Here is a 25,744-nt window from a genome sequence, read left to right as displayed (position 1 = left end):
TGCTCTACCATGGACCGATACGTATGGCCTGAGGACGTTTTCGTGCACAATCCCGCATTTCTCATCACGATTGATACAGAGGGTGATAACCTCTGGCAAAAACATGACAGCATCACCACGGAGAATGCGCGCTATCTTCCGCGTTTTCAGCAGCTTTGCGAAAAGTATGGCTTCAAACCGGTCTATTTGACCAATTATGAAATGGCCATCGACCCTTTTTATATCGAATTTGCTAAAGATGTGATTGCGCGCGGCACCGCGGAAATCGGTATGCATCTGCACGCCTGGAACAGCCCGCCAACCGAGCCGCTGACCGCGGATGACTGGCGTCATAAGCCTTATCTCATCGAGTACAGCGATGCCGCCATGCGTGAAAAGGTCGACTATATGACCCATCTACTGGAAGATACCTTCCAGACCAAAATGGTGAGCCATCGCGCCGGGCGCTGGGCGTTTGACGAGCGCTATGCGCGCCTGCTGGTGGAGTACGGTTATCAGGTGGATTGCTCGGTGACGCCGCGAGTGAACTGGAAAACCGCTAAGGGCGCGCCGCAGGGCGATGGCGGTACGGATTATCGCCGCTTCCCGCAACATGCTTATTTTCTCGATGAAAATGATATCAGCCGCGAAGGGCATTCCCCGCTGCTGGAAGTGCCGATGAGCATTCAGTATAAGCACTCGGCGTGGATGAATAGCGTGAAGCAGGGTTACGATAGACTACGCGGTAAAGTTCGTTCGCCGTCCGTGCACTGGCTGCGTCCAATGGGCGGCAACGTCGAAACCATGAAAAAAGTAGTTCAGCAGACGCTGGCGCAGGGTAATGATTATGTTGAGTATATGCTGCATTCATCGGAGTATATGCCAGGCGGTAGTCCGACCTTTAAGAATGAACAAGATATTGAACGTTTATATGCCGATCTGGAAGCGTTCTTTAGCTGGCTTGCGCCGCAGGTCCGCGGAATGTCTTTAGCAGAATATTATAATTTCAAGAGAAATCTTACATAAAACAATCATTACTGATAGAGGTGCGGCGTTAATCTGGTGTAATATCATCAGTCTAATGAATAATTAACGCCTGAATTATTAAGATACTGAGGTTTTATGAAGATAGCAACCGTACTACGCTCTGGCGGTGATTATAACCAAAGCCATGTGCAGTGGTTATACAAACAATTGCCAGCAGACATCGAGAAAGTGTGCTTTACCGATTTAACTATTCCTGGCGTTAACACCATTAAACTAACTGAAGATTTGCCAGGTTGGTGGTCAAAAATCGAGATGTTTAATCCGGATTCGGTTGCCGAAGATATTTTTTATCTTGATTTAGATGTCGTCGTTGTCGGTGATATTAGCGATATTCTGGCAAATAAACAGCTGACCATGCTGAGTGATTTTTTCTTTCCTCAGAAAACGAAAAACTCCGCCATCATGCGCGTTCCGCATGAGGAAAAGTACAAGGTCTGGGAAGCGTTTAAGCGCTATCCTGAGCTATTCATGACGCGCTATCAGAGCGGTGGCGACCAGGAGTTTATCAGCAAAATCTATCCACACGCCGCTATCTGGCAGGACATTTTACCCGGACAGATCGTTAGCTATAAAAAGCATGTCATTCATAAGAAGAAGAATGAACATGCCACCGGTGATGGCACCGTGCCTGCGGGGACGCGAATTGTCTGTTTCCATGGAAAACCACGTCCTTGGGACTGCGGTGAAGCCTGGGTGCCACCATTTGAGAAAGCTTAATTATTTATGAGTAAAGTGATGTCGCCTGTGACAATATTGCTTCTGGCAATATTGTCATGTGTTTTTGTGATGCCGGAGAAAATCATGGGTAGGAATCTTTTTTACCTGTCTTCGGTGATTACCTTAATTTATGCCGTAATTAACAGAAAGCGTCTTACTTTTAAAAAAGAGGAGATATTTCTGTCTCTGACGTTATTGATGTTAGGGGCCTCACAGCTTATTTGGTCATATCGCTTTCCGGGTAATCCGTCTGAAATTTATATGGCTGATGTTAGCTATCCTCGCTCAGGTGCTTATTTGATGATCGGCTCGGTGATGATGCTACTCTTGCCAGCGGTATTACGGACAACAGCAATACAATATGGCAAAAGCTTGAGTTACGCATTAGTCGCGGGCTTTTCAGTATTGACGTTGTACGCTTTACATTATCATTTTTTTGTTTCCGGCGATCGTCTGAGAATCGATAACTCCGCAACTCTAAGCGCCTATCTTTATACGATATACTCGTTATTGACGCTGTATGCTTTAGCTTGCGTCAATATCCGCTATCGCAACTATATTGCCAGCGGTGTGATATTTTTCTCGCTGTGGATTATTTTCCTGACCGAAACTCGCTCGGCGCTGCTTATTTATCCGGCGGTACTGCTCTATGCCCTACTGACCGGTAACGTGATGTCGAAGAAAAAATCAGCGTTGGCGTGCCTGATGCTGTTAGTTGCTGGCCTGGCAGTGATTGAGTTGGCGTTTCCCTCGCTGAAAGATCGGGCGAGTGAAGCGGTCACCGAGATCTCGGATTATCAAAGCGATAACAATACCTCGATGGGTTCCCGGCTCAGTATGTGGCATACCGGGATCTATGAAATTATTGCTCATCCCGGTGGCGTAAGCTCGCAGCAGCGTTTCCAGATCCTCTCGCAATTGATGTATGAGAAAGAGCAGGGGAATCCCGAGGGGCTGCGCAACATTGTTTATCATCTTCATAATGATTTGATCGAAACCATGTCGCTACAGGGCGTTATTGGCGGCCTCTTCTTGCTGGCGTTGTATGGCGCGATGCTGCTCTATGTTTACAGAAAGGCGACGCTGAAATGTGCATTGGCGTTTATTGGCGCGCCGGTGATTCTTTTTGGCTGCGTCGATACTCTGTTTATCCACGACAGATTTATCATTATGTTTATTGTGGCGTTAGCCGTTTTCACGGCGTTATCGCCGGAAAAGTCTGCGGAAGAATCGTGATGGAATGATGAAGTGGCCGTTCAGGCCACTTCATGTAGCGCTTGAGATAACGGCATTTTAGGAAATACCTGTTCAGGAATTGCGCTATTAAGGGAAAGATTAATTACCGTAATACCCTTTGCCTGTAAATGACGGCTGGCGAGTTCAAAGGCGGGGAAAACCATACCATCTACTTTATCTGCGAGATAGGATGGGAGCTTATTGTCGCCGTTTTCATAAAATCGCGGTTGCTCAAAATTATTCATATCCAGACCGGCAATAATAATTCTGTTGAATCCCAGCCAGGCGATAATCTGCAGCGCCCAGTAAGCCACCGTTCCCGCATCAAATATCCCTTTGCGAATATCGGTTGAGAAACCAATATGGCTTAAGTGCTGGTGCAAAAGCGCACTTGGGGAGCGGCTAAAGGCCGTTGCGATATCGTTACCGGGGATCTTCGGCTGGTAAATCTTATAACAGGCATCTTCAATCAGGGCGAGTCGACACTGAATATTGTTGAGCCCGATGCGCTCAATGATTTTGGCAATACCGTGGGTAGTGGTAAAAAAGAGGATTCGCGGATTACTGACAATACCGGCGATAACCTCGGGTTTACGATCAAAAAACTCCATATCAACGATCAGATACAGAGAAAACCCTAGCTTTCCTTCGAGAAAGTAAGCGCCGTTGACGCCCATTACCGGCAACGATGACGGGATAATCGAAAAATCGACATCGTTGATCGATGGGCCGGTCGCGGTGAGCAGCATTGGCCCGGAGAAAGCGTTTTTTAATTCACTTAGGCTACAGAGCGGTACCGATTCGCCCTTGTATTGTAAGGCACAAATTTCACCGCTTTCCGCCCGGCGGATCTTTACCCACGGCCACAGGTTTTCATTGTGGCGGTAGGTGCGCGGGCGGGTATAGCGATAAATTTGCTTGAATAGCGATCCCATTAAACCAATCCCTGTGCTTGCAACAGTTGCTGAACATGCTCAGCGGTAATATCGCCGGTGCTGCTACCGTGCGGCGGGCGGACAATATGCTGATTTTTACCATATCCGCCAATCAGTCCCGGATCGGTTGGGCCGTAGAGCGTGAAATTGGGTTTATCGAGCGCCGCGGTCAGATGGCTCAACCCGGTGTCGACGGAAACCACGCCGCGTGCGCCAGCCAGAATCTGCGCAACCTGCTCAAGGCTCATGCGCGGCAGTACATCGACGTTATCGCGTCCTTCCGCCAGCCGTTTTGCCCGCGCCTCTTCGTGCGGCGCGCCCCACGGCAGCTTAATACGTACGCCGCTACCTGCCAGTAGATCGAGAAGCGCTTGCCAGCATGCTTCCGGCCAGTGTTTATCATCGCGGGTGGTGGCGTGCAGGAAGACCAGATACGGCTCTGTTGCCGGTGCGTCAGGGCGAATAAAGTGGCGCGCGATGGCGTAATCACCCTGCGTTTGCGGCCTGGCATAGCCCAGGCTTTTGGCGAACAGTTCGCGCGTACGCTCTACTGCGTGCTGCTCGACAGCAATATGGTGGCGACGGTTATAAAACAGGCTTGCCAGCGGCTCGCGGGCGGACTGCCAGTCCATGCCATGTTTGACGCCGTGCGCCAGACGCGTTACCAGCGCGGCGCTTTTCACCAGCCCCTGCGCATCAATAATGGCATCGTAGTTGACGGCCTTTACGGCATCGCGAAAGGCTTTTCTTTCCGCTTTGATAGGCGCGGAAAACCAGGCTTTGCGCCAGCGGCGAATCGCCACCGGAATCACCCGCTCGACGGCGGCATGCCATGAAGGGATCTGCGCGAAGCCCTCTTCAACCACCCAATCAAAGCGGATGCCGGGAATGGCCTGGGCGGCGTCGGTCAGCGCGGGAAGCGTGTGCAGCACGTCGCCCATGGACGAGGTTTTTACGATCAATACCCGCATCCGCTACGCTTCCTCGTGCTCGGTTTTTTCCGCTAACAGTTCGTTCAGCTCTTGCAGGACGCGTTCTGGAGTGATGTCGATCAGGCTTTGATGATAGCCCTCAGCGGCATCGCCTTTGCGCACCTTGTGGTAGCCGCTAATCAGGCGAATAACCCGCGCTTTATGCGACAGTGGCGGGGTAAAGTCCGGGCTGCTCGGGCCGTAAAGCGCCACCAACGGGCGGTCCAGCGCGGCGGCGACGTGCATCAACCCCGAATCGTTGCTGACCACGGCCTGACAGGCGGCAATCAGAATCACGGCCTGTTCCAGCTGGGTTTCGCCAGCCAGGTTACGACACCAGGCCTGCTGCTCGCTGCTAAGCGCGGCGATGATCTCTTTGCCGGCATCGTTATCTTTCGCCGAGCCGAAGAGCGCAATCTGATAACCATCGTCAATGAGCTTTTTCGCCAGCGCGGCGTAGTGGTAATGCGGCCAGCGTTTGGCAGGGCCGAACTCTGCGCCGGGGCAGAAGCCGATAATGGGCCGATCGTTTGAAAGATTAAAGGCGTTGCAGGCCTGTGATTTTTCGCCGTCGTTGACCTGCAGCTGTGGCCATAGCAGCGGCTGCGGAAGGTCTTTAGCGCAGCGCATGACGCCGTTGTCGTAGGCCAGCGCCACGTAGCGCTCCACCATCAGCGGCCAGGCGTCTTTATCCAGCACGCGGGCGTCGTTAAGCAGGCCATAGCGCATCTCGCCGCGCCAGCCGGTGCGCAGCGGGATGTTGGCAAAGAATGGCACCAATGCCGATTTAAACGAGTTCGGCAGCACGTAAGCGCGATCGTAGCGACGATCGCGCAGACTGTGGCCGAGTTTGCGGCGTTCGCCGATAGCCAGCGCGCCGTGGCCGAGCGGCATGGCGATCGCTTCGTTGACTTCCGGCATGCGCGATAACAACGGACGGCACCATGCCGGCGCCATCACGTCGATAATCGCCTGGGGATAGCGCGCCCTGAGCGTACGATAAAGACTTTGCGACATCATCATGTCGCCCACCCAAGACGGGCCTATCACCAATATTTTCATGCTTGTTTCTTACGCGTCGCGGTTGAGCCAGGCCATATATTCCGTTACGCCTTCGGCAACGGTTTTGAACGGTTTGTCATAGCCCGCTTTACGCAGGTTAGTCAGGTCGGCCTGCGTGAATGCCTGATAGCGGCCTTTCAGTTTGTCCGGGAACGGGATGTATTCAATGCTGCCTTTCTTATGGTACGCCAGGGTCGCATCGGCGACGGCCTGGAAAGATTCCGCGCGGCCGGTACCGAGGTTGAAGATACCGGAAACGCCATTTTCCCAGAACCACAGGTTCACCGCGGCGACGTCGCCGACATAGACGAAGTCGCGTTTGAAGCCGTCGCTGCCTTCGAACAGTTTCGGACTTTCGCCATTATTCAGCTGGGTATTGAGGTGGAAGGCCACGCTCGCCATGCTGCCTTTGTGCCCTTCGCGCGGCCCATAGACGTTGAAATAACGGAACCCGACGATCTGCGAATCCGCTTCCGGCAGGATCTGACGGACGTATTCGTCGAACAGGAATTTAGAGTAGCCGTAGACGTTCAGCGGTTTTTCAAATTCGCGGGACTCGATAAAGTCGCTGGTGCGCCCGCCGTAGGTGGCGGCGGAAGAGGCGTACAGGAACGGGATTTCGCGCTCCAGGCAGTAGTGCAGCACCTCTTTGGAGTACTGATAGTTGTTATCCATCACATACTTGCCGTCCCACTCGGTAGTGGAAGAGCAGGCGCCTTCGTGAAATACCGCTTCAATCTCGCCAAACTCTTCGCCGGCCATAATCTGGATCAGAAAATCTTCTTTATCCATGTAGTCAGCGATGTCCAGATCCACCAGGTTTACGAATTTGGTGCCGTCTTTCAGATTGTCTACAACCAGAATATCGGTGATGCCTTTGTCATTCAGGGCTTTAACGATGTTGCTGCCGATAAAGCCTGCGCCGCCGGTTACGATGATCATAACTGTACCTTTGAAGTAGAAAGCCCGGAAACAATCCGGACATGAATACTCCTATCATATCACTACATCCGAAAGGCTTCAGCCATTCGCCGAAAAGGTGCTGGCCGTGCGTGATTTATGCTGCAAATTATTCATTCAGGCATGCATCATCTCGTATCAACGTATAGCTTTGGGTAATATGTGCCAAATTTTGCCGAATCTGGAGAGTTGCAATGCGTGGTGATTTCTACAAACAGTTAACCAATGACCTGGATACCGCGCGCGCGGAAGGGTTGTTTAAAGAAGAGCGTATCATTACTTCGGCTCAGCAGGCGGACATCACCGTCGGCGACAGCCACGTCATTAACTTCTGCGCCAACAACTATCTGGGCCTGGCGAACCACCCGGAACTGATTGCCGCGGCGAAATCCGGCATGGACAGCCACGGCTTCGGGATGGCCTCGGTGCGCTTCATCTGCGGTACCCAGGACACACATAAGCAGCTCGAGAAGAAGCTGGCGGATTTCCTCGGTATGGAAGACGCGATTCTCTACTCCTCTTGCTTTGATGCCAACGGCGGCCTGTTTGAAACGCTGCTGGGGCCGGAAGATGCCATTATCTCTGATGCCCTGAACCACGCGTCGATCATCGACGGCGTGCGCCTGTGTAAAGCTAAGCGTTTCCGCTATGCCAACAACGATATGCAGGAGCTGGAAGCGCGTCTGAAAGAAGCGCGCGAAGCCGGCGCTCGCCACGTGCTGATCGCTACCGATGGCGTTTTCTCGATGGACGGCGTGATCGCCAACCTGAAAGGCGTCTGCGACCTGGCGGATAAATATGATGCGCTGGTGATGGTCGATGATTCTCACGCCGTGGGCTTTGTCGGCGAAAACGGCCGCGGTTCCCATGAATATTGCGACGTGATGGGCCGCGTCGACATCATCACCGGCACGTTGGGTAAAGCGCTGGGCGGCGCGTCAGGCGGTTACACCGCCGCGCGCAAAGAAGTCGTTGAGTGGCTGCGCCAGCGTTCTCGTCCCTATCTGTTCTCCAACTCCCTGGCGCCGGCCATTGTCGCCGCTTCCATCAAGGTGCTGGAGATGGTGGAAGCGGGCAGCGAACTGCGCGATCGCCTGTGGGCTAACGCGCGCCTGTTCCGCGAAAAAATGACCGCAGCAGGCTTTACCCTGGCAGGCGCCGACCACGCGATTATCCCGGTGATGCTCGGTGAAGCTACCGTCGCCCAGGAGTTCGCGCGCGAATTGCAAAAAGAAGGTATTTACGTCACCGGTTTCTTCTATCCGGTGGTTCCAAAAGGCCAGGCGCGTATTCGCACCCAGATGTCGGCGGCGCATACCCCTGAACAAATTGAACGTGCGGTGGAAGCCTTTACCCGCATCGGCAAACAACTGGGCGTCATCGCCTAATAAGGGTGTGAGATGAAAGCGTTATCCAAACTGAAAGCGGAAGAAGGCATCTGGATGACCGACGTACCGGAACCGGAAGTCGGCCATAACGATCTGCTGATTAAAATCCGTAAGACCGCGATTTGCGGTACCGACGTACACATCTATAACTGGGACGAATGGTCGCAGAAAACCATCCCGGTACCAATGGTGGTGGGGCATGAGTATGTCGGCGAAGTCGTGGGTATCGGTCAGGAAGTTCGCGGCTTTAAGCTTGGCGATCGCGTTTCCGGCGAAGGGCATATCACCTGCGGACACTGCCGTAACTGTCGCGGCGGTCGCACGCATCTGTGCCGTAATACCATCGGCGTGGGGGTAAACCGCCCGGGCTGTTTCGCTGAATATCTGGTGATCCCGGCCTTCAACGCTTTCAAAATCCCGGACAATATCTCTGACGATCTGGCATCCATCTTCGACCCGTTCGGCAACGCTGTGCATACCGCGCTCTCCTTCGACCTGGTCGGTGAAGATGTTCTGGTTTCCGGCGCTGGCCCGATTGGCGTGATGGCCGCGGCGGTGGCGAAACATGTCGGCGCGCGTAACGTGGTGATTACCGATGTTAACGAATATCGCCTGGAGCTGGCGCGTAAAATGGGCGTCACCCGTGCGGTTAACGTCGCCAAAGAGAATCTGAACGATGTGATGGCGGAGCTGGGGATGACCGAAGGCTTCGACGTGGGTCTGGAGATGTCCGGCGCGCCGCCGGCGTTCCGCACCATGCTTGATACCATGAACCACGGCGGACGTATTGCGATGCTGGGTATTCCTCCGTCGGATATGTCTATCGACTGGACCAAGGTCATCTTCAAGGGGCTGTTTATCAAAGGGATTTACGGCCGCGAAATGTTTGAAACCTGGTATAAGATGGCGGCGCTGATCCAGTCTGGCCTCGATCTTTCGCCAATTATCACCCACCGTTTCGGTATTGATGACTTCCAGAAAGGCTTTGACGCGATGCGCTCCGGCCAGTCTGGCAAAGTGGTACTGAGCTGGGATTAAACTTATTATTGTCAGGATGACGCTAATAAGCATTCTTGCTGCCCATAGTTTATGGGCAGCATATTCTTCACATATATATTGATAATAAAGTTTTTGTTATTACCACAGCCACTATTGAACTGAACCCAGTTTTATTTATATTCTGCCATATCTTCATTTAACAAGGATGGTATATATGGCGCACCCTATTTTTATCAACCGTCTTTGGCAATTGAAGAGTATTGTTTTACCGGCGTTACTGTTTTTTATGAGTTTCAGCATCCTGGCTGAGCAAAGGCTTGAACATGGCGTGCTGCAAGCCTACTGGAAGGCGCAATGGAGCGATAATGCGACCATTAATGTTCCGGCCCTCGGATTTCGCTATTATTGGCTGGATGATCAGGGGAAATTTAAAAAAGTCATCAATATATATGTTAAGGGAACGCTGAAAGAACAGTTGCTGTTTATTCGGCAGAACTTTAGTGATATCCCGGAAAATTTTATCAGATTTCGCGAGTGGTACGTTAACCAGCAGGGAAGTCTGCTGGTTAATAATATCGCGCAGTATACTGAATGCAGCAGTGAGAATTATAGCGCCGTATTGCTTTCTTTTGTTCCTGCGCAAAATAAACCTGTATCCAATATCGACGATATGCATGCTCAGGTCCCCTGCGGCGGGGACGGACGCTATCCCTGGTTAACGACATATCATTTACAGCATGAATGGAATCAGCATTCATTCAAAGAATGGCCAGATGATAATGCGAATAATACATATTCCGTTATGGCTGATGACGTGGTGGTTAAAATACGCACTATTAACAAATACTGGATCTATGCCGCTCTTTACGATGACAGCAAAGCGGACCGTATGAGTGATAAACGGGGGTACATCAGGAGGGAGCATCTCAAACCCGATAACTGACACCTGGCGGTATCGGGCAAGGTGATGAAATTTATCTCAAGGTAGATTTATTTAGATTTGGATAACATTTCTAAAATAATACGTATCTACCGCACTATTTCCGCATCGATCTTTTGCCTATTCGTTTATACAGTTGGTTTACTCTTCGTTTAATCGCATAAACCCTATGTTTAAGCTCTCAGTATGCTTGCTTACCTGTAATTCGGCCCGCTTATTACGGGAAGTCTTGCCGCCGCTGTTGCGGGTGGCGGATGAGTTTATTGTCGTTGATTCAGGCAGTACGGATGAAACGCTGCAGATATGTCAGCAGTTTGGCATAACGGTTCATCACCACCCCTATGCCGCCCACGGCCTGCAGATGAACTATGCGACCTCGCTGGCGACCCATGACTGGGTGCTATGTATGGATAGCGATGAAATTCTGGATGAACAAGTGGTTGCGGCGATTCTGGCGCTTAAGGCGGGAGAGGAGCCGGACCCCAGTTGTGCATGGCGCCTGCCGCGCTACTGGTTCGTGCTTGGCGAACAGGTGCGGACTATTTATCCCATCTCATCGCCGGATTACCCGGTACGCCTGTTCAACCGCCAGCGGGCCAGTTTTAACCAGCGGCCGGTAGACGATCAGGTGGTCGGCCATCTGACCTCGATAAGGCTGCCGGGCTTTGTCCGCCACGACACCTTCTATTCACTGCATGAGGTGTTTAACAAGCTCAACAGCTATACCACCCGGCTGGTGAAGGCGCAGAAGGTCAGGCCGTCGCTCAGTCGCGGGATCATCAGCGCTATCGGCGCATTTTTTAAGTGGTATCTGTTCAGCGGCGCGTGGCGCAGCGGCAAAGTGGGGGCAGTAACCGGCTTGTACGCCACCTTGTACAGCTTCATGAAGTATTTTAAAGCCTGGTATGCTCACGACGGTAAGCGGCAGGGAACCGTGACGGAGAAGCGCACGGATCCCTGATGAAGATTAGTTGGTGGGGCTATCCCAGCCCTGCCATTTAAGCTGGTAATACTGGACCAGTGCGCTCTGGCTGATGCTTTCGCTCAGAATGCTAAAGAAGCGGCTGGCGTTCACCGGCTCCAGCGGACGCTTCGGTTTGCAGTACTTCACGCCGTGGAACGGGTTACGCGGCTTCTGCTGCTGCGGCACGTTTGGCTGGGCAGGCGTGTTCGGCGTCGAGTTGTCGACCTGCGGTTCGTTTAGCAGGCTGCTCGGGCGCACCAGCGTGATATCTGGCGGCAGGTTATAAACCATTTGCTGTAGTACCCGCACCGTTGAAGGATGGGGATGACCAATGGCGATAGCCGAACCGTTACGCCGCGCCAGCGCGATGGCGCGATTGAACTGAGTGCGGATGTCCGCCTCGTTCTGGGTGTCGTCGAGAAACACTTTGCGTTTAATTACCTTCACGCCGGTTCCCTGAGCGGCACGCATGGCCTGGGTGTTGCCGATAGTCACACTATCGAGAAAATAGAGATTGTAGCGTTCCAGCGCCTGCATCACCTTCTGCATGCCGAACAGGTTAGAAGTCATGGCGCTACCCATGTGGTTGTTCAACCCGACCGCGTAAGGCACTTTACCGTAAGCCTCACGAATAATACGTTCGATCTCATCGCTGCTCATATCCGGGCGCAGGGTGTCTTTTTCCAGCGGTTGCTTGCTGAGCGGCGCCATCGGCAGGTGGATCAATACTTCATGGCCCAGATTATGCGCTTTGGTGGCCATTTCCCGGGCGTGGGGGGCATTCGGCAGCACGGCAACGGAGATGGTGGGCGGCAGCGCCAGCACCTTATTTTCCGTCTGCGGACGGTAGCCGAAATCATCGATAACGATGGAGAGTTTACCGGCGAAAACCGGCGCAGCCATAGCCAGTGAACCGGCTACAGCAAGTGCAATCATGCGAAATTGAAGCAAAACTTATCTTCCCAACCACGGCTGTGGATTGACCGCCTGACCCTGGCGGCGAATTTCGAAATAGAGCGACGGACGACCCTGACCGCCGCTACTGCCTACCAGCGCGATAGCCTGGCCCGCGCGGACCTGGGTACCGACGCTGACCAGCGCGCTTTGGTTATAGCCGTAAAGACTCATGTCGCCTTTGCCGTGTTCAACGACGACCACCAGGCCGTAGCCCTGCAGCCAGTCGGCGAGGATCACCCGACCGTCGGCAATGGCTTTGACTTCGGTGCCCTCAGACGCAGCGATAACCATCCCTTTCCAACGTAGTTCACCTTGCAGCTGTTCGCCATAACGATGAAGAATTGTTCCGCGAACCGGCCAGAAGGCCTGACCGCGCGGCGCGCCGAGGCCGCCGGTTCGCGACATCAATGAACGTTCGCTTTCGGTTGGTTTATAGGTGGTGCCTTTGCGCGAGGCTTCCTGCTGACGGTCGCGTACCGCCTGGGCATCACGAGCCTCGCGATCGGCGCGGGCTTTGGCTGCCGCTTCCGCCTGGGCGATGCGGCCGCGCAGGCGCGATTCGTTAGCGCGCAGTTCGCTGAGCTGCTGTTGGCCTTTCTGAATGGAGGATTCGAGGCTGGAGAGCGTCTTTTTACGCTCGTTGCGCGCCTGCTCAAGCTTGGCCTGCTGCGCTTTTTGCTCGTAAACCAGCGTTTGCTGCTGGCTTTGTTTTTCTTCCAGCATCGATTTCTGTACCGCGACTTCTTCGCGCGTCTGCTTGAGCTGGGCGATGGTCTCCTGACGGGCCTGGTTAAAGTAACCAAAATAGGCCTGCAGGCGCTGGTTGCGCTGCCCCTCTTCGCCGCTGAGGATCATCTGCATGCCGGTATGCGGCCCCTGGCGGAAGGCGGCGTCAAGCTGCGCGGCGAGGTTACGTTCCTGGGAGGCACGCTGGCGCTCCAGCTTAGCGATAGACGCGTTCATCTCGTCGATCTGCTTATTGAGCTGGTTGAGGGTATCCTGAGTTTCACGCAGCTTACGCGCGGCGGCGGAGATCGCCTCTTCCTGCGCTTTTAGCTGGGCGAGCAGAGAGGAACGTTGCTGCTGCTGTTGCTGAATCGCGCGCTGTTTGGCGGCGATATCGGCCTGAATGGATTTCAGCTGGTCGCGGTCATCGGCGTGAGCGGATGCGGCGCACAGCAATACGCCAGCGCTAAGCGCGCTGGCGTAAAGAACGGATCGAACAGCCGTTGCGATCCATGTATTTGAATAAGTCGCCTTTCCCCTCATGGGGAAGGATTATTCCACGATGAACAGCGGCTTGCCAGTCATCTCTTGCGGGATTTCCATTCCCATCAGCGACAGCATGGTTGGCGCGATGTCGGAAAGCTTGCCGCCTTCGGCTACTTTCACGGTTTTGTCGCCAACGTAGATCAGCGGAACCGGCAGGTTAGTATGCGCGGTGTGCGCCTGTCCGGTCGCCGGATCGCGCATTTGCTCGGCGTTGCCGTGGTCGGCGGTGATCAGCAGCTGACCGCCGACAGATTCAACGGCCGCGGCCACTTGTTCGATACAGTGATCCAGCGCTTCAACCGCTTTCACCGCCGCTTCCATCACCCCGGTATGGCCAACCATATCGCCATTCGGGTAGTTACAGATGATGGTGTCATACTGGCCGCCTTTGATGGCCGCAACCAGTTTTTCGGTCAGCTCGGCAGAGCTCATTTCCGGCTGCAGGTCGTAAGTGGCAACCTTCGGCGAGTTAATCAGAATACGGTCTTCGCCTTTGAACGGATCTTCTACGCCGCCGTTAAAGAAGAAGGTCACGTGCGCATATTTCTCGGTTTCGGAGATGCGCAGCTGGGTTTTGTCGTGCTTCGCCATCCACTCGCCGAAAGTGTTAACCAGTGAAGCTGGTGGATACGCGCAAGCGACTTTGATGTCGGCGGCGTATTCGGTCAGCATCACGAAATCGAGGTTAACCACTTTCTTACGCGCGAAGCCGTCGAAGTCGGCATTAACGAAGGCGCGGGTGATTTCGCGCGCGCGGTCAGCGCGGAAGTTCATGAAGATCAGCGCGTCGCCGTCTTCCATCGCGGCATCGGCCTGGCCGGCGGCGCGGATAACGGTCGCTTTGACGAACTCGTCGTTTTCATCACGCGCGTAGGCTGCCTGCAGGCCCGCCACCGCGGTGTCGGCCTGGAATTCGCCTTTGGCCAGCGTCATCAGGTCATAGGCTTGTTCTACGCGATCCCAGCGGTTGTCGCGGTCCATGGCGTAGTAGCGGCCGATGATAGAGGCGATACGGCCTTTGCCCAGCGCGGTGAATTTAGCTTCGAATTTAGCCAGCGTGGCTTCAGCGCTGCGCGGCGGCGTGTCGCGGCCATCGAGGAAAGCGTGCAGATAGATTTTCTCTGCGCCGCGTTCGGCGGCCAGTTCTACCATCGCCATGATGTGGTCTTCGTGGCTGTGAACGCCGCCTGGCGACATCAGGCCCATGATGTGTACCGCTTTACCGGCGGCGACGGCTTTGTCGACCGCGCCGGTCAGCACCGGATTGGCGAAGAAGGTGCGTTCTTTGATTTCAACGTCCAGACGGGTCAGATCCTGATACACGATACGACCCGCGCCGAGGTTTACGTGGCCCACTTCGGAGTTACCCATCTGGCGGTCAGGCAGGCCGACTTCCAGACCGGATGCGTCAATCAGGGTGTGCGGACGTTTTGCCCACAGCGCGTCCATTACCGGCGTTTTAGCGCTATAAATGGCGTTATCCTGTTGGTCTTCACGGTAGCCGTAGCCATCCAGAATCACCAGTACCATAGGTTTTTTAGTAACCGACATTGCGACAACCTCATGCTCAAAGACAGAAAATTTGCGTAATTTTACTACAGCTGAATCGATCAAATCACCGTAAAAGATCAAAGAAAGGGAAGAGGCGACGCCAGAGCTGATGGCGAAGTCGGCTTTTTTTTCGTGACGGGCCGCAGAAAATACATTACATCGCGCTCACTGGCTGTATTTGCCGCAATGCACAGGTATACTCCTTCCCTGGTTTTTTTTATCACTTAGTCGGGAGTTGTAACCCCCCATGCAAGAAATTATGCAATTCATCGGCCGTCACCCGGTCCTGAGCATCGCGTGGATCGCGCTGCTGGGTGCGGTACTGTTCACCACCTTTAAGGGCTTGATGTCGAAAGTTAAAGTCATCACCCGTGGTGAAGCGACGCGTCTTATCAACAAAGAAGAAGCCGTTGTTGTCGACCTGCGTCAGCGTGACGACTTCCGTAAAGGCCATATCGCCGGCGCTATCAACCTGCTGCCTGCCGATATCAAAGCAAATAACGTCGGCGAGTTGGAAAAACACAAAGCACAACCCATTATTGTTGTGGATGGGTCCGGCATGCAGGCGCAAGAACCTGCCAGCCTGCTGAATAAAGCCGGATTCGAAAAAGTCTTTGTACTGAAAGAAGGCATCGCAGGCTGGAGCGGCGAGAACCTTCCGCTGGTACGCGGCAAATAATTTACCCCCGCGTCGTTATGGCGCAGCGGTTCCCCCGATAACCTCTCAGGCGGCGGGGAGCCTCTGCGGCGTAAAATCCCTCGGGGTAAAAACAGGAGTGAGTCATGGCCAATATTGAGATCTATACCAAAGCGACCTGCCCGTTCTGCATCCGCGCCAAAGCGCTGCTGAACAGCAAGGGCGTGACGTTCAACGAACTGCCTATCGATGGCGATGCCGCGAAGCGCGAAGAGATGATCCAGCGCAGCGGCCGGACGACGGTTCCGCAGATTTTTATTGATGCGCAGCACATTGGCGGCTGTGACGACTTGTATGCGCTTGATTCACGTGGTGGACTTGATCCCCTCTTGCGCTAATTTTTACGCTTTCCCCATTCAGGGGCGCGTATTTAAGGACAACACGAAAGGGTTTTACTATGTCAGAACAAAACAGCACCGAAATGACTTTCCAGATTCAGCGCATCTACACCAAAGACGTTTCCTTCGAAGCGCCAAATGCGCCGCAAGTTTTCCAGAAAGATTGGCAGCCTGAAGTTAAACTTGATCTGGATACCGCTTCCAGCCAGCTGGCTGAAGGCGTTTATGAAGTGGTGCTGCGTGTCACCGTAACTGCTTCGCTGGGCGAAGAAACCGCATTCCTGTGCGAAGTACAGCAGGGCGGCATCTTCTCCATCGACGGCATCGATGGCAACCAGATGGCGCACTGCCTCGGCGCGTACTGCCCGAACATTCTGTTCCCGTACGCTCGCGAGACCGTTACCAGCCTGGTTTCCCGCGGCACCTTCCCGCAACTGAACCTTGCGCCGGTGAACTTTGACGCGCTGTTTATGAACTATCTGCAACAGCAGGCTGGCGAAGGTGCTGAACAACATCAGGATGCCTGATGAACGCGCTTAATGCTGCAATGACTGTGATCGGTGCCGGCTCTTACGGCACCGCTCTTGCCATCACCCTGGCAAGAAATGGCCACGAGGTCGTCCTCTGGGGTCATGACCCGAAACATATCGCGACGCTGCAACACGATCGCTGCAACGCCGCGTTCCTTCCCGATGTGCCCTTCCCGGACACGCTGCGCCTTGAGAGCGATTTAGCGACGGCGCTGGCCGCCAGCCGCGATATCCTCGTGGTGGTGCCGAGCCATGTCTTCGGCCAGGTTCTGCGCCAGATTAAACCGCTGATGCGTTCCGATGCGCGTCTGGTGTGGGCGACGAAAGGTCTGGAGGCCGAAACCGGCCGTCTGCTGCAGGACGTGGCGCGTGAAGCGCTGGGCGATGACATCCCATTAGCGGTCATCTCCGGTCCGACTTTCGCCAAAGAGCTGGCCGCCGGCCTGCCGACGGCGATTTCGCTGGCGGCGACGGATCCGCAGTTTGCGGAAGACCTTCAGCGCCTGTTGCACTGCGGTAAAAGCTTCCGCGTCTACATCAACCCGGACTTTATCGGCGTACAGCTGGGCGGCGCGGTGAAAAACGTTATCGCCATCGGCGCCGGAATGTCTGACGGTATCGGCTTTGGCGCGAATGCCCGTACGGCGTTGATCACCCGTGGGCTGGTGGAAATGTCCCGTCTCGGCGCGGCGCTGGGCGCCGATCCGGAAACCTTCATGGGCATGGCCGGGTTGGGCGACCTGGTACTGACCTGTACCGATAACCAATCGCGAAACCGCCGTTTTGGCATGATGCTCGGACAGGGCATGGACGTGCAAAGCGCGCAGGACAAGATTGGCCAGGTGGTTGAAGGCTATCGCAATACCAAAGAGGTTCGCGTTCTGGCGCAGCGTTTAGGCGTCGAAATGCCAATAACCGAGGAAATTTATCAGGTATTGTATTGCGGAAAAATTGCGCGCGAGGCAGCATTGACCTTATTAGGTCGCGCACGCAAGGACGAACGCAGCGCCAACTAGCCGCAGGGAAAGTCTGTTACCTGTATGACCCGGTCAGCGAAGAACTGACCGGTCATAATTCTTACCGTCTGGAGTATGCAATGCCGTGTGAAGAACTGGATATCGTCTGGAACAATATTAAAGCCGAAGCCCGGGCTTTGGCCGACTGTGAGCCGATGCTCGCCAGTTTTTACCACGCAACGCTACTCAAGCACGAAAATCTGGGCAGCGCCCTGAGCTATATGCTGGCGAATAAGCTGGCCTCGCCGATTATGCCCGCTATCGCCATTCGCGAAGTGGTGGAAGAGGCCTATGCCGCTGACCCGGAGATGATCGCTTCCGCCGCCTGCGATATCCAGGCGGTACGTACCCGTGACCCTGCGGTCGATAAATACTCAACGCCGTTGCTCTACCTGAAAGGCTTCCATGCGCTGCAGGCCTACCGCATTGGCCACTGGCTGTGGAATCAGGGGCGTCGCGCGCTGGCTATTTTCCTGCAAAACCAGGTCTCCGTCTCTTTCCAGGTCGATATCCATCCGGCGGCGAAGATTGGCCGTGGGATCATGCTCGACCACGCCACCGGTATCGTGGTCGGTGAAACGGCGGTGATTGAAGACGACGTATCCATCCTGCAGTCTGTGACCCTCGGCGGTACCGGTAAAACCAGCGGCGACCGTCACCCGAAAATTCGCGAAGGCGTGATGATTGGCGCCGGGGCGAAGATCCTCGGCAATATCGAAGTCGGGCGCGGGGCGAAGATTGGCGCCGGTTCCGTGGTGCTGCAACCTGTGCCGCCGCATACCACCGCCGCAGGCGTACCGGCGCGCATCGTCGGCAAGCCGGAGAGCGACAAGCCTGCAATGGATATGGATCAGCATTTTAATGGCATCCACCATACCTTCGAGTACGGCGACGGGATTTGATTTATTGCCATTTGCCGCTGTTAAGCTCAGAGAGGTAGCCCGGATAAGGCGCAACGCGCCGCAATCCGGGAACCGCTCAGGTTAGCTGCGCAACACGGCTCCAGGGTATCCCAACTGACGCCAGGCTTCATACACCACCACCGACACCGCGTTTGACAGGTTCATGCTGCGGCTGTCCGGCATCATCGGAATACGGATTTTTTGCTCCGCCGGTAGGGCATCGAGAATGCTGGCCGGTAGGCCGCGCGTTTCCGGACCAAACATCAAGAAATCACCATCCTGATAGCTTACCGCGCTGTGGGCGGGCGTGCCTTTGGTGGTGAGGGCGAACAGCCGCTGCGGCTTCGCGCTGGCGACAAATGCCGCGTAATCCGCGTGGCGCTGTACGGCGGTGAACTCGTGATAATCCAACCCGGCGCGTCTCAGGCGTTTATCGTCCCAGGTAAAGCCCATCGGCTCAATGATATGTAAATTGAAGCCGGTGTTGGCGCACAGGCGGATGATATTGCCGGTGTTCGGCGGGATTTCTGGTTCGAATAATACGATGTTCAGCATACTGCCCCCTTAATTGCGGGGGGCAGAATAGCAGATATTTGTTGAACCCTCACCCTGACCCTCTCCCTGAGGGAGAGGGAGAAAACCGATTCCAGCAGGGGCGGTGTAAGGGAAAACGCGGGGAATTACGCGGCGTTGCCCTGCTTGAGCGCATCAAAGGTCTGCAGCGCTTCGGCATTCTGCACCAGCGAATCGCGGCTGATTTCGCTGATGGATTTCGCCCCGGTCAGCGTCATCGCCACTTTCATCTCTTTCTCGATAAGAGTGAGCAGATTCGCCACCCCTTGCTTGCCGTGGGTCGCCAGCGCGTACAGATACGCGCGGCCCAGCAGCACGCTGTCAGCGCCCAGGGCGATCATCCGCACCACGTCGAGACCGTTGCGGATGCCGCTGTCGGCGAGAATAGTGATGTCGCCTTTAACCGCATCGGCAATGGCGGGCAGGGCGCGGGCGGAAGAGAGCACGCCGTCAAGCTGACGGCCCCCGTGGTTAGAGACGACAATACCGTCAGCGCCGAAGCGCACCGCATCGCGGGCGTCCTCCGGGTCGAGGATCCCTTTGATCACCATCGGGCCGTCCCAGAAGTCGCGGATCCACTCCAGGTCTTTCCATGAAATCGACGGATCGAAATTATTCGCCAGCCAGCCGATGTAATCCTCAAGCCCGGTCGGTTTGCCGAGGTAGGCGGAGATATTGCCCAGATCGTGCGGGCGACCGTTGAGACCGACGTCCCATGCCCACTGCGGATGAGTGACGGCCTGCCAGTAGCGGCGCATGGCGGCGTTCGGACCGCTCATGCCAGAATGGGCGTCGCGATAGCGCGCGCCGGGGGTCGGCATATCCACGGTAAAGACCAGCGTGGAGCAGCCCGCGGCTTTGGCGCGCTCCAGCGCATTGCGCATAAATCCGCGATCGCGCAGGACATACAGCTGGAACCACATTGGGCGCTTGATGGTCGGGGCGACCTCTTCAATCGGGCAAACGGAAACGGTAGAGAGGGTAAACGGGATGCCTTTGTCGTCCGCCGCGCCCGCCGCCTGCACTTCGCCGCGGCGCGCGTACATGCCGCACAGTCCGACCGGCGCCAGCGCCGTCGGCATCGCTAGCTTCTCGTTGAATAACGTGGTCTCCAGGCTCAGATCCGACATATTGCGCAGAATGCGCTGACGGAGCGCCACGTCGGAGAGGTCTTCAACGTTGCGGCGCAGGGTATGTTCGGCGTAGGCGCCGCCGTCGATATAGTGGAACAGAAACGGTGGCAGGATACGCTGTGCGGCGGCGCGATAGTCGCTGGCGGCGGAAATAATCATCACGAGTTCTCCCTGGAATTTTCATTGTGGTCACCGGGCAGGCGGGTAATGCGCGCCTGGCGGGCCTGGTCTTCATCAAAACGTTTAATGGTGGCGTGGACAAAACCGAGGTGGGCCATCATCGCCTGGCGGGCGCCTTCCGCGTCGCCGGCGAATATCGCTTCCATCACCGCCTGATGTTGTTCGGTCAGACGCGCGAACACCGGCGGCACCAGATACATGCGCTGACGGCTCTGCTTCACCGAGGATTGCAGAAGCTCGAAGAAACCGCGCATGGTTTGCAGCAGCACCACGTTATGCGAGGCTTCAGCGATCGCCAGGTGGAAGCGAACATCCGCCTGTGAGGCGAGATCCGGGTCATCGCTGAGGGTGGCTTCAAAACAGAGGCGGATTTTTTCTTTTTCGGCGTCGGTGGCCCGCATCGCCGCGTGCCAGGCGGTGCTGGCTTCAATGGCGTGGCGGGCTTCGAGAATATCAAAACTGTAGTCGGGGTCGTCGGCGAGCAGCGTTTTCAGCGGCTGGACGATGTTTTGCTCCGACCAGGGTTCATGCTGCCAGCGCACGAAGGTGCCGCCGCCGCGACGGCTAAGCAGCACCCCTTCGTTGACCAGCATCGCCAGCGCTTCACGTAGCGAATTGCGTGAAACACCGAGCTGGACGGCAAGCTGGCGCTCGGCGGGCAAACGCATGCCCGCCTCCAGCTGTTGTTCTTCTATCAGCGCCCGGACGCGGTTTGCGACGTCGTCGGCCAGGCGTTTTGGCATCACTTTCACGGAATCATCCAGGTTAAGACATAAGCCTGCAGGGTGGTAATCAGGCCCACCATGCAGGTGAATATCAGGCTGTGCTTGACGGTAAAGCGGAACAGGTCCGACTCTTTACCCACCAGGCCTACCGCGGCGCAGGCAATGGCGATCGACTGGGGCGAAATCATCTTGCCTGTCACCCCACCGGTGGTATTCGCGGCGACCAGCAGAATATCGGAGACGCCGATTTGCTGGGCTGCCGTCGCCTGCAGCGCGGCGAATAGCGCGTTAGACGAGGTATCTGAGCCGGTCAGGAAGACCCCCAGCCAGCCGAGGAACGGCGAGAAGAAGGTAAACGCGTGGCCGGTATGCGCCAGCGCCAACGCCAGCGTCGATGACAGCCCGGAGTAGTTTGAAATAAAGGCGAACGCCAGCACCATGCCGATGGAGTAAATCGGTAGCGCCAGCTCTTTCAACGTCCCGGCGAAGGTGGTCAGCGCATCCTTTGGCTTCATACGCAGCCAGACGATAGACAGTATAGCGGCGAACAGAATGGCGGTGCCGGTCGCCGACAGCCAGTCGAATTTATACACCGCGGCGTATGGCGTCGCGGCGCTCACCACCGGCGGCATGCGGGCGACCATTTTGTCGAGGAACGGTACCGAGATGTTAACCACGAAGTCATACATCGCCCCGCCCGGCGCAAACAGCGCTTTGAACGGCGGTACGCTCCACAGGGTGACGGTGGCGGTGAGGAACAGGAATGGCGACCAGGCGCGAATAACCTGACCGGCGGTGTAATGCGTACGCGCCAGGGTTTGATCAACCTGCGCTGCCCCCATGTCGCCAAAGCGGAAGATACGTACCGGCTGCCAGCGTTTGAGGAACAGCGTCAGGCATACCAGCGACACCAGCGAAGAGATGATGTCCGGCAGTTCCGGGCCGAGGAAGTTAGAGCTGAGGTACTGTGCGATAGCGAACGAGCCGCCCGCGACCATCACCGCAGGCCACGTCTCTTTCACCCCGCGCCAGCCGTCCATAATCGCCATGATCCAGAACAGCACGATAATGGTCAGGAACGGCAGTTGGCGGCCAACCATCTGGCCGATGGCGAAACTATCGATGCCGGTCACCTGACCGGCGACCAGAATCGGGATCCCCATGGCGCCGAAGGCCACCGGCGCGGTGTTAACAATCAGGCACAGCCCGGCGGCGTACAGCGGGTTGAAACCAAGCCCGACCAGCAGCGCGGCGGTGATCGCCACCGGCGCGCCGAAACCGGCGGCCCCTTCGAGGAAGGCGCCAAAGGAGAAGCCCACAATCAGCATCTGCAGGCGCTGGTCCGGCGTAATTGAAAGAATCGACGAGCGGATAATGTCGAACTGCCCGGTCTTCACCGAGATTTTATAGACGAAGACCGCGGCGATAATAATCCACGCGATAGGCCACAGGCCGTAGAAGAAGCCGTATACCACCGACGATAAGGCGCGATCGACCGGCATTTTGTAGAACAGCAGGGCGACAAGCAGCGCGATGGCTACGGTCCAGGTGGCGGCGACATAGCCTTTAAGCTTGAGCTTAATCAGGGCGAAAAAGAAAAACAGAATCGGTAGTGAGGCGATAAGGCTCGATAGCCAGATATTACCAGCCGGATCGTAATTTTGTTGCCAGAGGTTCATGCAGGTCTCCATCGGGCCACATCCAATGCGTCAGGTTGGGTCTGCGCCCATTGCCGATCACACTGTTTGTAAAATTGGCCCAGCCAAATTGCGATTGTAGGGTTAACGACAATTGATGGTTAACCAAATGTTATGGCATGGCAACGCGTTTGTGATGCAAAGTGATGGATGTGTGAACCGATTGACGGTTTAAGAAATAATTGGTTGGGCCAATTTGGCGAGAAAGGGGAAATTGGCTGTGAGTTCACGGCCCGGTAGGGCTACCGGGTAATAGACGACGAACTCACAGCGGGCAAAAGATTAAAACTCGCTCTTCGCGAAGCCGGTCATCTCTTTAAGGCCCATTTCACGGCCCAGCGCGGTCATCGGGTGGACGACAACCAGTCCGCGCACGCTTTTCTTCAGCTTGCCCATATCGGCCTGCTCTTTCTTGGTAATGGCGCGACGATGCGGCATGCTCATCAGCTTCTGCGCTTCTTTGCTCAGCTTCTGCGACTGAACGGAACGCAGACGTTCGATTTCCGTTTCCAGGGTCGCTTTTTCTTTTTCCAGCTCCGCGTATTTATCGGCGGCTTCGACCAGCGACAGGTCGGCCTGCTGGTGGCGGATGGCGTCGAGACGGTCGCTCAAACGCTTGATTTCATTCTTTTCGACTTCTTTCATGGTAATTTTATCTGTGAATAAAAGGGCTTCGACGTTACATAGTATGGGCCGGGCGGGCCTTTGTTGATAGTTTTTTATCGAAATACTCGCGGCGACACGGCCATAAGCATAAGAATCAATATCTTATAATTGACTGAATAATAATGATATTGTCGTTTTAACTCAGCTGTTTGTCATTTTTGTGAAGCCTGACGGCCATTCCGCACGTTTTCCTCAACTTGCTCCCTTTTTTTCGCCAATCCTTAATCAGATCCCCCTGAACAGAGGAGAGCGTGATGGCGAAAATCGGCGACGGCATCCCACGTATCATCGATAAAACGGTAGATTTCATGGCCTCGAGCCAGGCGTTTATGGAATATCTGAAAAAATGCCCGCGTTTACAGCGGATACCGCGCGATATTCCTGAGGATAAAAAAGCGCTATTTCTGAGTCGTCTGGAGTATTACCGGCAGCTGTACCGGCCGACGTGCGACCAGCAAGAAACGGAGTCAGAGCGTTGATTTCTGGAAGGCTTTTTTTAAGCTGATTCGGGAAATCAGCTCAGTCAGAGACAACACCATCGTAGAACGTACCATCTGCTGGTAGCGCAGTTTCTGCATTGCCAGCAGTTCCTTATCGCTCTCATCAAACAGCGGCGTCGGCGGAAGCGCGGCGACGCAGTGCAGCTCGCCTAACGGCCCGAGAATTTCATCGTCGGTGAAAGCGTACTCATTGCCGTCATGATTGAGCTCTTCACGCAGGGCCATCAATAGCTCGGCATCTTCGTATTCGGCGCGGCTTATCACCCCAAGGCCGTAGATAAGCTTCAGGCGTACGGAAAGGTCGCCCAGCGGCCCACTGCCGTCCAGCAATGGCTCCACTGCGTATTTCACCGCGTAATCGTCTTTGCGGAATACCTGAAGTACCAGAATATTGACCGCCTCCGTCAGGAGTTCGACGGCGGCTATCAGGAAACTTCTTACGGTCTTACCAGCATTTAAACGCTCAAGTACGCGGTTTTCAAATGCCTGTGTTTCTTCCATTATTGCCTGCATATCGGACAGGAGTGGTATTGGGCGCGGCATCGGCCGCGCCAGGTTGTACATCATTTTACCGCGTTGTAGTCGTTAACGGCTTCCGCCACTACAGCGCTTGCGGCATCCAGACCGGAAATCTGCGCCAGCGCGGCCTGTGGCCCTTTTTCGGCAATCAGCGCCGCCAGCTCCTGCGCCTGCGGATCGTCTTCGCTGCGGAAATGCATGGCCGCGGCAATTCCTTTCACCAGGTTCCGGTTCGGAAGGCCGTATTCCAGCGTGCCAAGCAGCGGCTTGATCAAACGATCGCCCGCGCTCAGTTTACGCAGCGGCTGGCGGCCGACGCGCTCCACATCATCTTTCAGATACGGGTTCTCGAAACGACCGAGGATCTTCTGGATATAAGCCGCGTGTTTCTGCGCATCAAAGCTGTAGCGTTTGATCAGCACCGCGCCGCTCTCTTCCATCGCGCCTTTTACGACGGCGCGAATTTTCTCATCAAGAATCGCGTCGCGAATCGTTTGATGGCCCGCCAGTTTCCCGAGGTAGGCGGTTATAGCATGCCCGGTGTTTAAGGTGAATAGCTTACGTTCGACAAATGCCATCAGGTTATCGGTTAATTCCATTCCTGGGATGTTCGGCAGCTCGCCTTTAAACTGGGTTTTATCCACAATCCATTCGCTGAAGGTTTCAACGGTGACTTCCAGCGGATCGTGGGTAGCGGAAGCCGATGGCGGCACGATGCGGTCTACGGCGGAATCGACGAAGCCGATATGCGCTTCAACCCATGCTTTATCTTCTTCCGCCAGCGCGTTAAACACATGGCCTTTCAGCTGGGTGGTGCCGCGCACCATGTTTTCGCAGGCGATGATATTCAGCGGGCGTTCAATACCCTGCGCTTTGCGTTTCACCAGGCCTTTGGCGATGGCCGGAGCGATACGCTCCAGAACGACGGGACCGACGGCGGTGGTCACCAGGTCGACAGTGGCGATCAGATCCACCACTTCATCGCCAATGCTGCTGACGGCATTCACGCCGGAGACGGTGTCAACCTGTTCGTTTTCGCCCACCACGTGAACCTGATAGCTATGACGGGCATTCAGGGCGTCAAGGACCACCTGATTAACATCGGCGAACGTGAGGGTGATACCGGCGTCAGCCAGCAGTTTGCCAATGAAGCCACGTCCGATATTACCTGCGCCAAAATGTAATGCTTTCATAGTATTAACCTTCAATTAATGTTTTTACCTGAGAGGGCTGGGGTGAGGCATTTCCCTCACCCCAACCCTCTCCCAGAGGGAGAGGGAATGGACCTCG

General features: G+C 55.3%; 27 protein-coding genes. 13 read left to right on the top strand and 14 right to left on the bottom strand.

Annotation, left to right across the window (positions count from 1 at the left end; all coding sequences use genetic code 11):
- The first annotated feature begins 42 nt into the window (after positions 1-42).
- From PGQ95_RS13240 to PGQ95_RS13230, 3 genes are all read left to right on the top strand, one after another.
- Positions 43-1,005 carry a polysaccharide deacetylase family protein gene (locus PGQ95_RS13240; RefSeq protein ID WP_045390617.1) on the top strand — a complete coding sequence of 321 codons (963 nt, stop codon included), beginning with the start codon at positions 43-45 and terminating at the stop codon, positions 1,003-1,005.
- A gap of 96 nt (positions 1,006-1,101) precedes the next feature.
- Positions 1,102-1,743: a hypothetical protein gene (locus PGQ95_RS13235; protein WP_045386549.1), complete on the top strand. Its 642-nt coding sequence runs from the start codon at positions 1,102-1,104 to the stop codon at positions 1,741-1,743.
- Positions 1,744-1,749: 6 nt separating this feature from the next.
- Positions 1,750-2,979 (top strand): O-antigen ligase family protein, encoded by a 1,230-nt coding sequence (locus PGQ95_RS13230; RefSeq protein ID WP_087858936.1) that lies wholly within the window; start codon positions 1,750-1,752, stop codon positions 2,977-2,979.
- Positions 2,980-2,999: 20 nt separating this feature from the next.
- Here PGQ95_RS13230 and PGQ95_RS13225 read toward each other — a convergent pair whose 3' ends face one another.
- Genes PGQ95_RS13225 through rfaD form a run of 4 tightly spaced genes read right to left on the bottom strand, consistent with a single transcriptional unit; the run spans position 3,000 to position 6,889 of the window.
- Positions 3,000-3,914, bottom strand: coding sequence for a sugar glycosyltransferase (locus tag PGQ95_RS13225; RefSeq protein WP_430918364.1), 915 nt, complete (start codon positions 3,912-3,914; stop codon positions 3,000-3,002).
- A complete protein-coding gene (rfaC, locus tag PGQ95_RS13220) occupies positions 3,914-4,885 on the bottom strand; it encodes a lipopolysaccharide heptosyltransferase RfaC (protein WP_087858938.1) in 972 nt (323 codons plus the stop codon). Before rfaC ends, PGQ95_RS13225 begins: the two co-directional genes overlap by 1 nt.
- Positions 4,886-4,888: 3 nt before the next feature.
- Positions 4,889-5,947, bottom strand: a complete 1,059-nt coding sequence (rfaF, locus tag PGQ95_RS13215) for an ADP-heptose--LPS heptosyltransferase RfaF (protein WP_015703797.1) — start codon at positions 5,945-5,947, stop codon at positions 4,889-4,891.
- 9 nt (positions 5,948-5,956) lie between these two features.
- The gene (gene rfaD / locus PGQ95_RS13210; RefSeq protein ID WP_045390625.1) at positions 5,957-6,889 is read right to left on the bottom strand and encodes an ADP-glyceromanno-heptose 6-epimerase; all 933 of its coding nucleotides are present in this window, start codon (positions 6,887-6,889) and stop codon (positions 5,957-5,959) included.
- Between the two features lie 212 nt (positions 6,890-7,101).
- Here rfaD and kbl point away from each other — a divergent pair, with 212 nt between their 5' ends.
- From kbl to PGQ95_RS13190, 4 genes are all read left to right on the top strand, one after another.
- Positions 7,102-8,295: a glycine C-acetyltransferase gene (kbl, locus tag PGQ95_RS13205; protein ID WP_113374040.1), complete on the top strand. Its 1,194-nt coding sequence runs from the start codon at positions 7,102-7,104 to the stop codon at positions 8,293-8,295.
- A 12-nt stretch (positions 8,296-8,307) separates the two neighbouring features.
- Positions 8,308-9,333: an L-threonine 3-dehydrogenase gene (gene tdh, locus PGQ95_RS13200; RefSeq protein ID WP_015369171.1), complete on the top strand. Its 1,026-nt coding sequence runs from the start codon at positions 8,308-8,310 to the stop codon at positions 9,331-9,333.
- A gap of 175 nt (positions 9,334-9,508) precedes the next feature.
- A complete protein-coding gene (locus PGQ95_RS13195) occupies positions 9,509-10,237 on the top strand; it encodes a hypothetical protein (RefSeq protein ID WP_213317601.1) in 729 nt (242 codons plus the stop codon).
- Between the two features lie 166 nt (positions 10,238-10,403).
- Positions 10,404-11,195, top strand: a complete 792-nt coding sequence (locus tag PGQ95_RS13190) for a glycosyltransferase family 2 protein (RefSeq protein ID WP_087858941.1) — start codon at positions 10,404-10,406, stop codon at positions 11,193-11,195.
- Positions 11,196-11,201: 6 nt separating this feature from the next.
- On the opposite strand, the gene PGQ95_RS13185 is transcribed toward PGQ95_RS13190, so the two are convergent.
- Genes PGQ95_RS13185 through gpmM form a run of 3 tightly spaced genes read right to left on the bottom strand, consistent with a single transcriptional unit; the run spans position 11,202 to position 14,978 of the window.
- Positions 11,202-12,149 (bottom strand): divergent polysaccharide deacetylase family protein, encoded by a 948-nt coding sequence (locus PGQ95_RS13185; RefSeq protein ID WP_430918362.1) that lies wholly within the window; start codon positions 12,147-12,149, stop codon positions 11,202-11,204.
- A gap of 3 nt (positions 12,150-12,152) precedes the next feature.
- Positions 12,153-13,424 (bottom strand): murein hydrolase activator EnvC, encoded by a 1,272-nt coding sequence (gene envC, locus PGQ95_RS13180; RefSeq protein WP_045390637.1) that lies wholly within the window; start codon positions 13,422-13,424, stop codon positions 12,153-12,155.
- 9 nt (positions 13,425-13,433) lie between these two features.
- The gene (gpmM, locus tag PGQ95_RS13175) at positions 13,434-14,978 is read right to left on the bottom strand and encodes a 2,3-bisphosphoglycerate-independent phosphoglycerate mutase (RefSeq protein ID WP_020077692.1); all 1,545 of its coding nucleotides are present in this window, start codon (positions 14,976-14,978) and stop codon (positions 13,434-13,436) included.
- A 247-nt stretch (positions 14,979-15,225) separates the two neighbouring features.
- Here gpmM and PGQ95_RS13170 point away from each other — a divergent pair, with 247 nt between their 5' ends.
- From PGQ95_RS13170 to cysE, 5 genes are all read left to right on the top strand, one after another.
- Complete coding sequence (locus PGQ95_RS13170; protein ID WP_015369178.1) at positions 15,226-15,657, top strand: rhodanese-like domain-containing protein; 432 nt, start codon at positions 15,226-15,228, stop codon at positions 15,655-15,657.
- 104 nt (positions 15,658-15,761) lie between these two features.
- The gene (gene grxC, locus PGQ95_RS13165; RefSeq protein WP_015369179.1) at positions 15,762-16,013 is read left to right on the top strand and encodes a glutaredoxin 3; all 252 of its coding nucleotides are present in this window, start codon (positions 15,762-15,764) and stop codon (positions 16,011-16,013) included.
- A gap of 59 nt (positions 16,014-16,072) precedes the next feature.
- The gene (gene secB, locus PGQ95_RS13160; protein WP_015369180.1) at positions 16,073-16,540 is read left to right on the top strand and encodes a protein-export chaperone SecB; all 468 of its coding nucleotides are present in this window, start codon (positions 16,073-16,075) and stop codon (positions 16,538-16,540) included.
- Complete coding sequence (gpsA, locus tag PGQ95_RS13155) at positions 16,540-17,559, top strand: NAD(P)H-dependent glycerol-3-phosphate dehydrogenase (RefSeq protein WP_015369181.1); 1,020 nt, start codon at positions 16,540-16,542, stop codon at positions 17,557-17,559. The genes secB and gpsA overlap by 1 nt, the downstream gene beginning before the upstream one ends.
- Before the next feature lie 80 nt (positions 17,560-17,639).
- Positions 17,640-18,461, top strand: coding sequence for a serine O-acetyltransferase (cysE, locus tag PGQ95_RS13150; RefSeq protein WP_004106845.1), 822 nt, complete (start codon positions 17,640-17,642; stop codon positions 18,459-18,461).
- A gap of 81 nt (positions 18,462-18,542) precedes the next feature.
- On the opposite strand, the gene trmL is transcribed toward cysE, so the two are convergent.
- From trmL to PGQ95_RS13125, 5 genes are all read right to left on the bottom strand, one after another.
- Complete coding sequence (trmL, locus tag PGQ95_RS13145; protein WP_015369182.1) at positions 18,543-19,016, bottom strand: tRNA (uridine(34)/cytosine(34)/5-carboxymethylaminomethyluridine(34)-2'-O)-methyltransferase TrmL; 474 nt, start codon at positions 19,014-19,016, stop codon at positions 18,543-18,545.
- A gap of 125 nt (positions 19,017-19,141) precedes the next feature.
- The gene (lldD, locus tag PGQ95_RS13140) at positions 19,142-20,326 is read right to left on the bottom strand and encodes an FMN-dependent L-lactate dehydrogenase LldD (RefSeq protein ID WP_113374036.1); all 1,185 of its coding nucleotides are present in this window, start codon (positions 20,324-20,326) and stop codon (positions 19,142-19,144) included.
- Entirely contained in the window at positions 20,326-21,099 is a 774-nt protein-coding gene (gene lldR / locus PGQ95_RS13135) for a transcriptional regulator LldR (RefSeq protein ID WP_015369184.1), read from the bottom strand. The genes lldD and lldR overlap by 1 nt, the downstream gene beginning before the upstream one ends.
- Positions 21,096-22,751 (bottom strand): L-lactate permease, encoded by a 1,656-nt coding sequence (gene lldP, locus PGQ95_RS13130; RefSeq protein ID WP_087858944.1) that lies wholly within the window; start codon positions 22,749-22,751, stop codon positions 21,096-21,098. The genes lldR and lldP overlap by 4 nt, the downstream gene beginning before the upstream one ends.
- 300 nt (positions 22,752-23,051) lie before the next feature.
- A complete protein-coding gene (locus tag PGQ95_RS13125) occupies positions 23,052-23,414 on the bottom strand; it encodes a YibL family ribosome-associated protein (RefSeq protein ID WP_015369186.1) in 363 nt (120 codons plus the stop codon).
- Positions 23,415-23,689: 275 nt separating this feature from the next.
- On the opposite strand from PGQ95_RS13125, the gene PGQ95_RS13120 reads away from it, so the two are divergent.
- Positions 23,690-23,914 carry a hypothetical protein gene (locus PGQ95_RS13120; RefSeq protein WP_087858945.1) on the top strand — a complete coding sequence of 75 codons (225 nt, stop codon included), beginning with the start codon at positions 23,690-23,692 and terminating at the stop codon, positions 23,912-23,914.
- Here PGQ95_RS13120 and mtlR read toward each other — a convergent pair.
- Both mtlR and mtlD read right to left on the bottom strand, forming a co-directional pair.
- A complete protein-coding gene (gene mtlR / locus PGQ95_RS13115; RefSeq protein ID WP_020077694.1) occupies positions 23,903-24,499 on the bottom strand; it encodes a mannitol operon repressor MtlR in 597 nt (198 codons plus the stop codon). The genes PGQ95_RS13120 and mtlR overlap by 12 nt on opposite strands.
- Positions 24,499-25,647: a mannitol-1-phosphate 5-dehydrogenase gene (gene mtlD / locus PGQ95_RS13110; protein ID WP_430918359.1), complete on the bottom strand. Its 1,149-nt coding sequence runs from the start codon at positions 25,645-25,647 to the stop codon at positions 24,499-24,501. The genes mtlR and mtlD overlap by 1 nt, the downstream gene beginning before the upstream one ends.
- Positions 25,648-25,744: the final 97 nt, after the last annotated feature.

The organism is Klebsiella sp. 141240, from assembly GCF_050600805.1.
GTDB classification, from domain to species: domain Bacteria; phylum Pseudomonadota; class Gammaproteobacteria; order Enterobacterales; family Enterobacteriaceae; genus Klebsiella; species Klebsiella aerogenes.
This window is presented reverse-complemented; position numbering and strand designations above follow the sequence as displayed.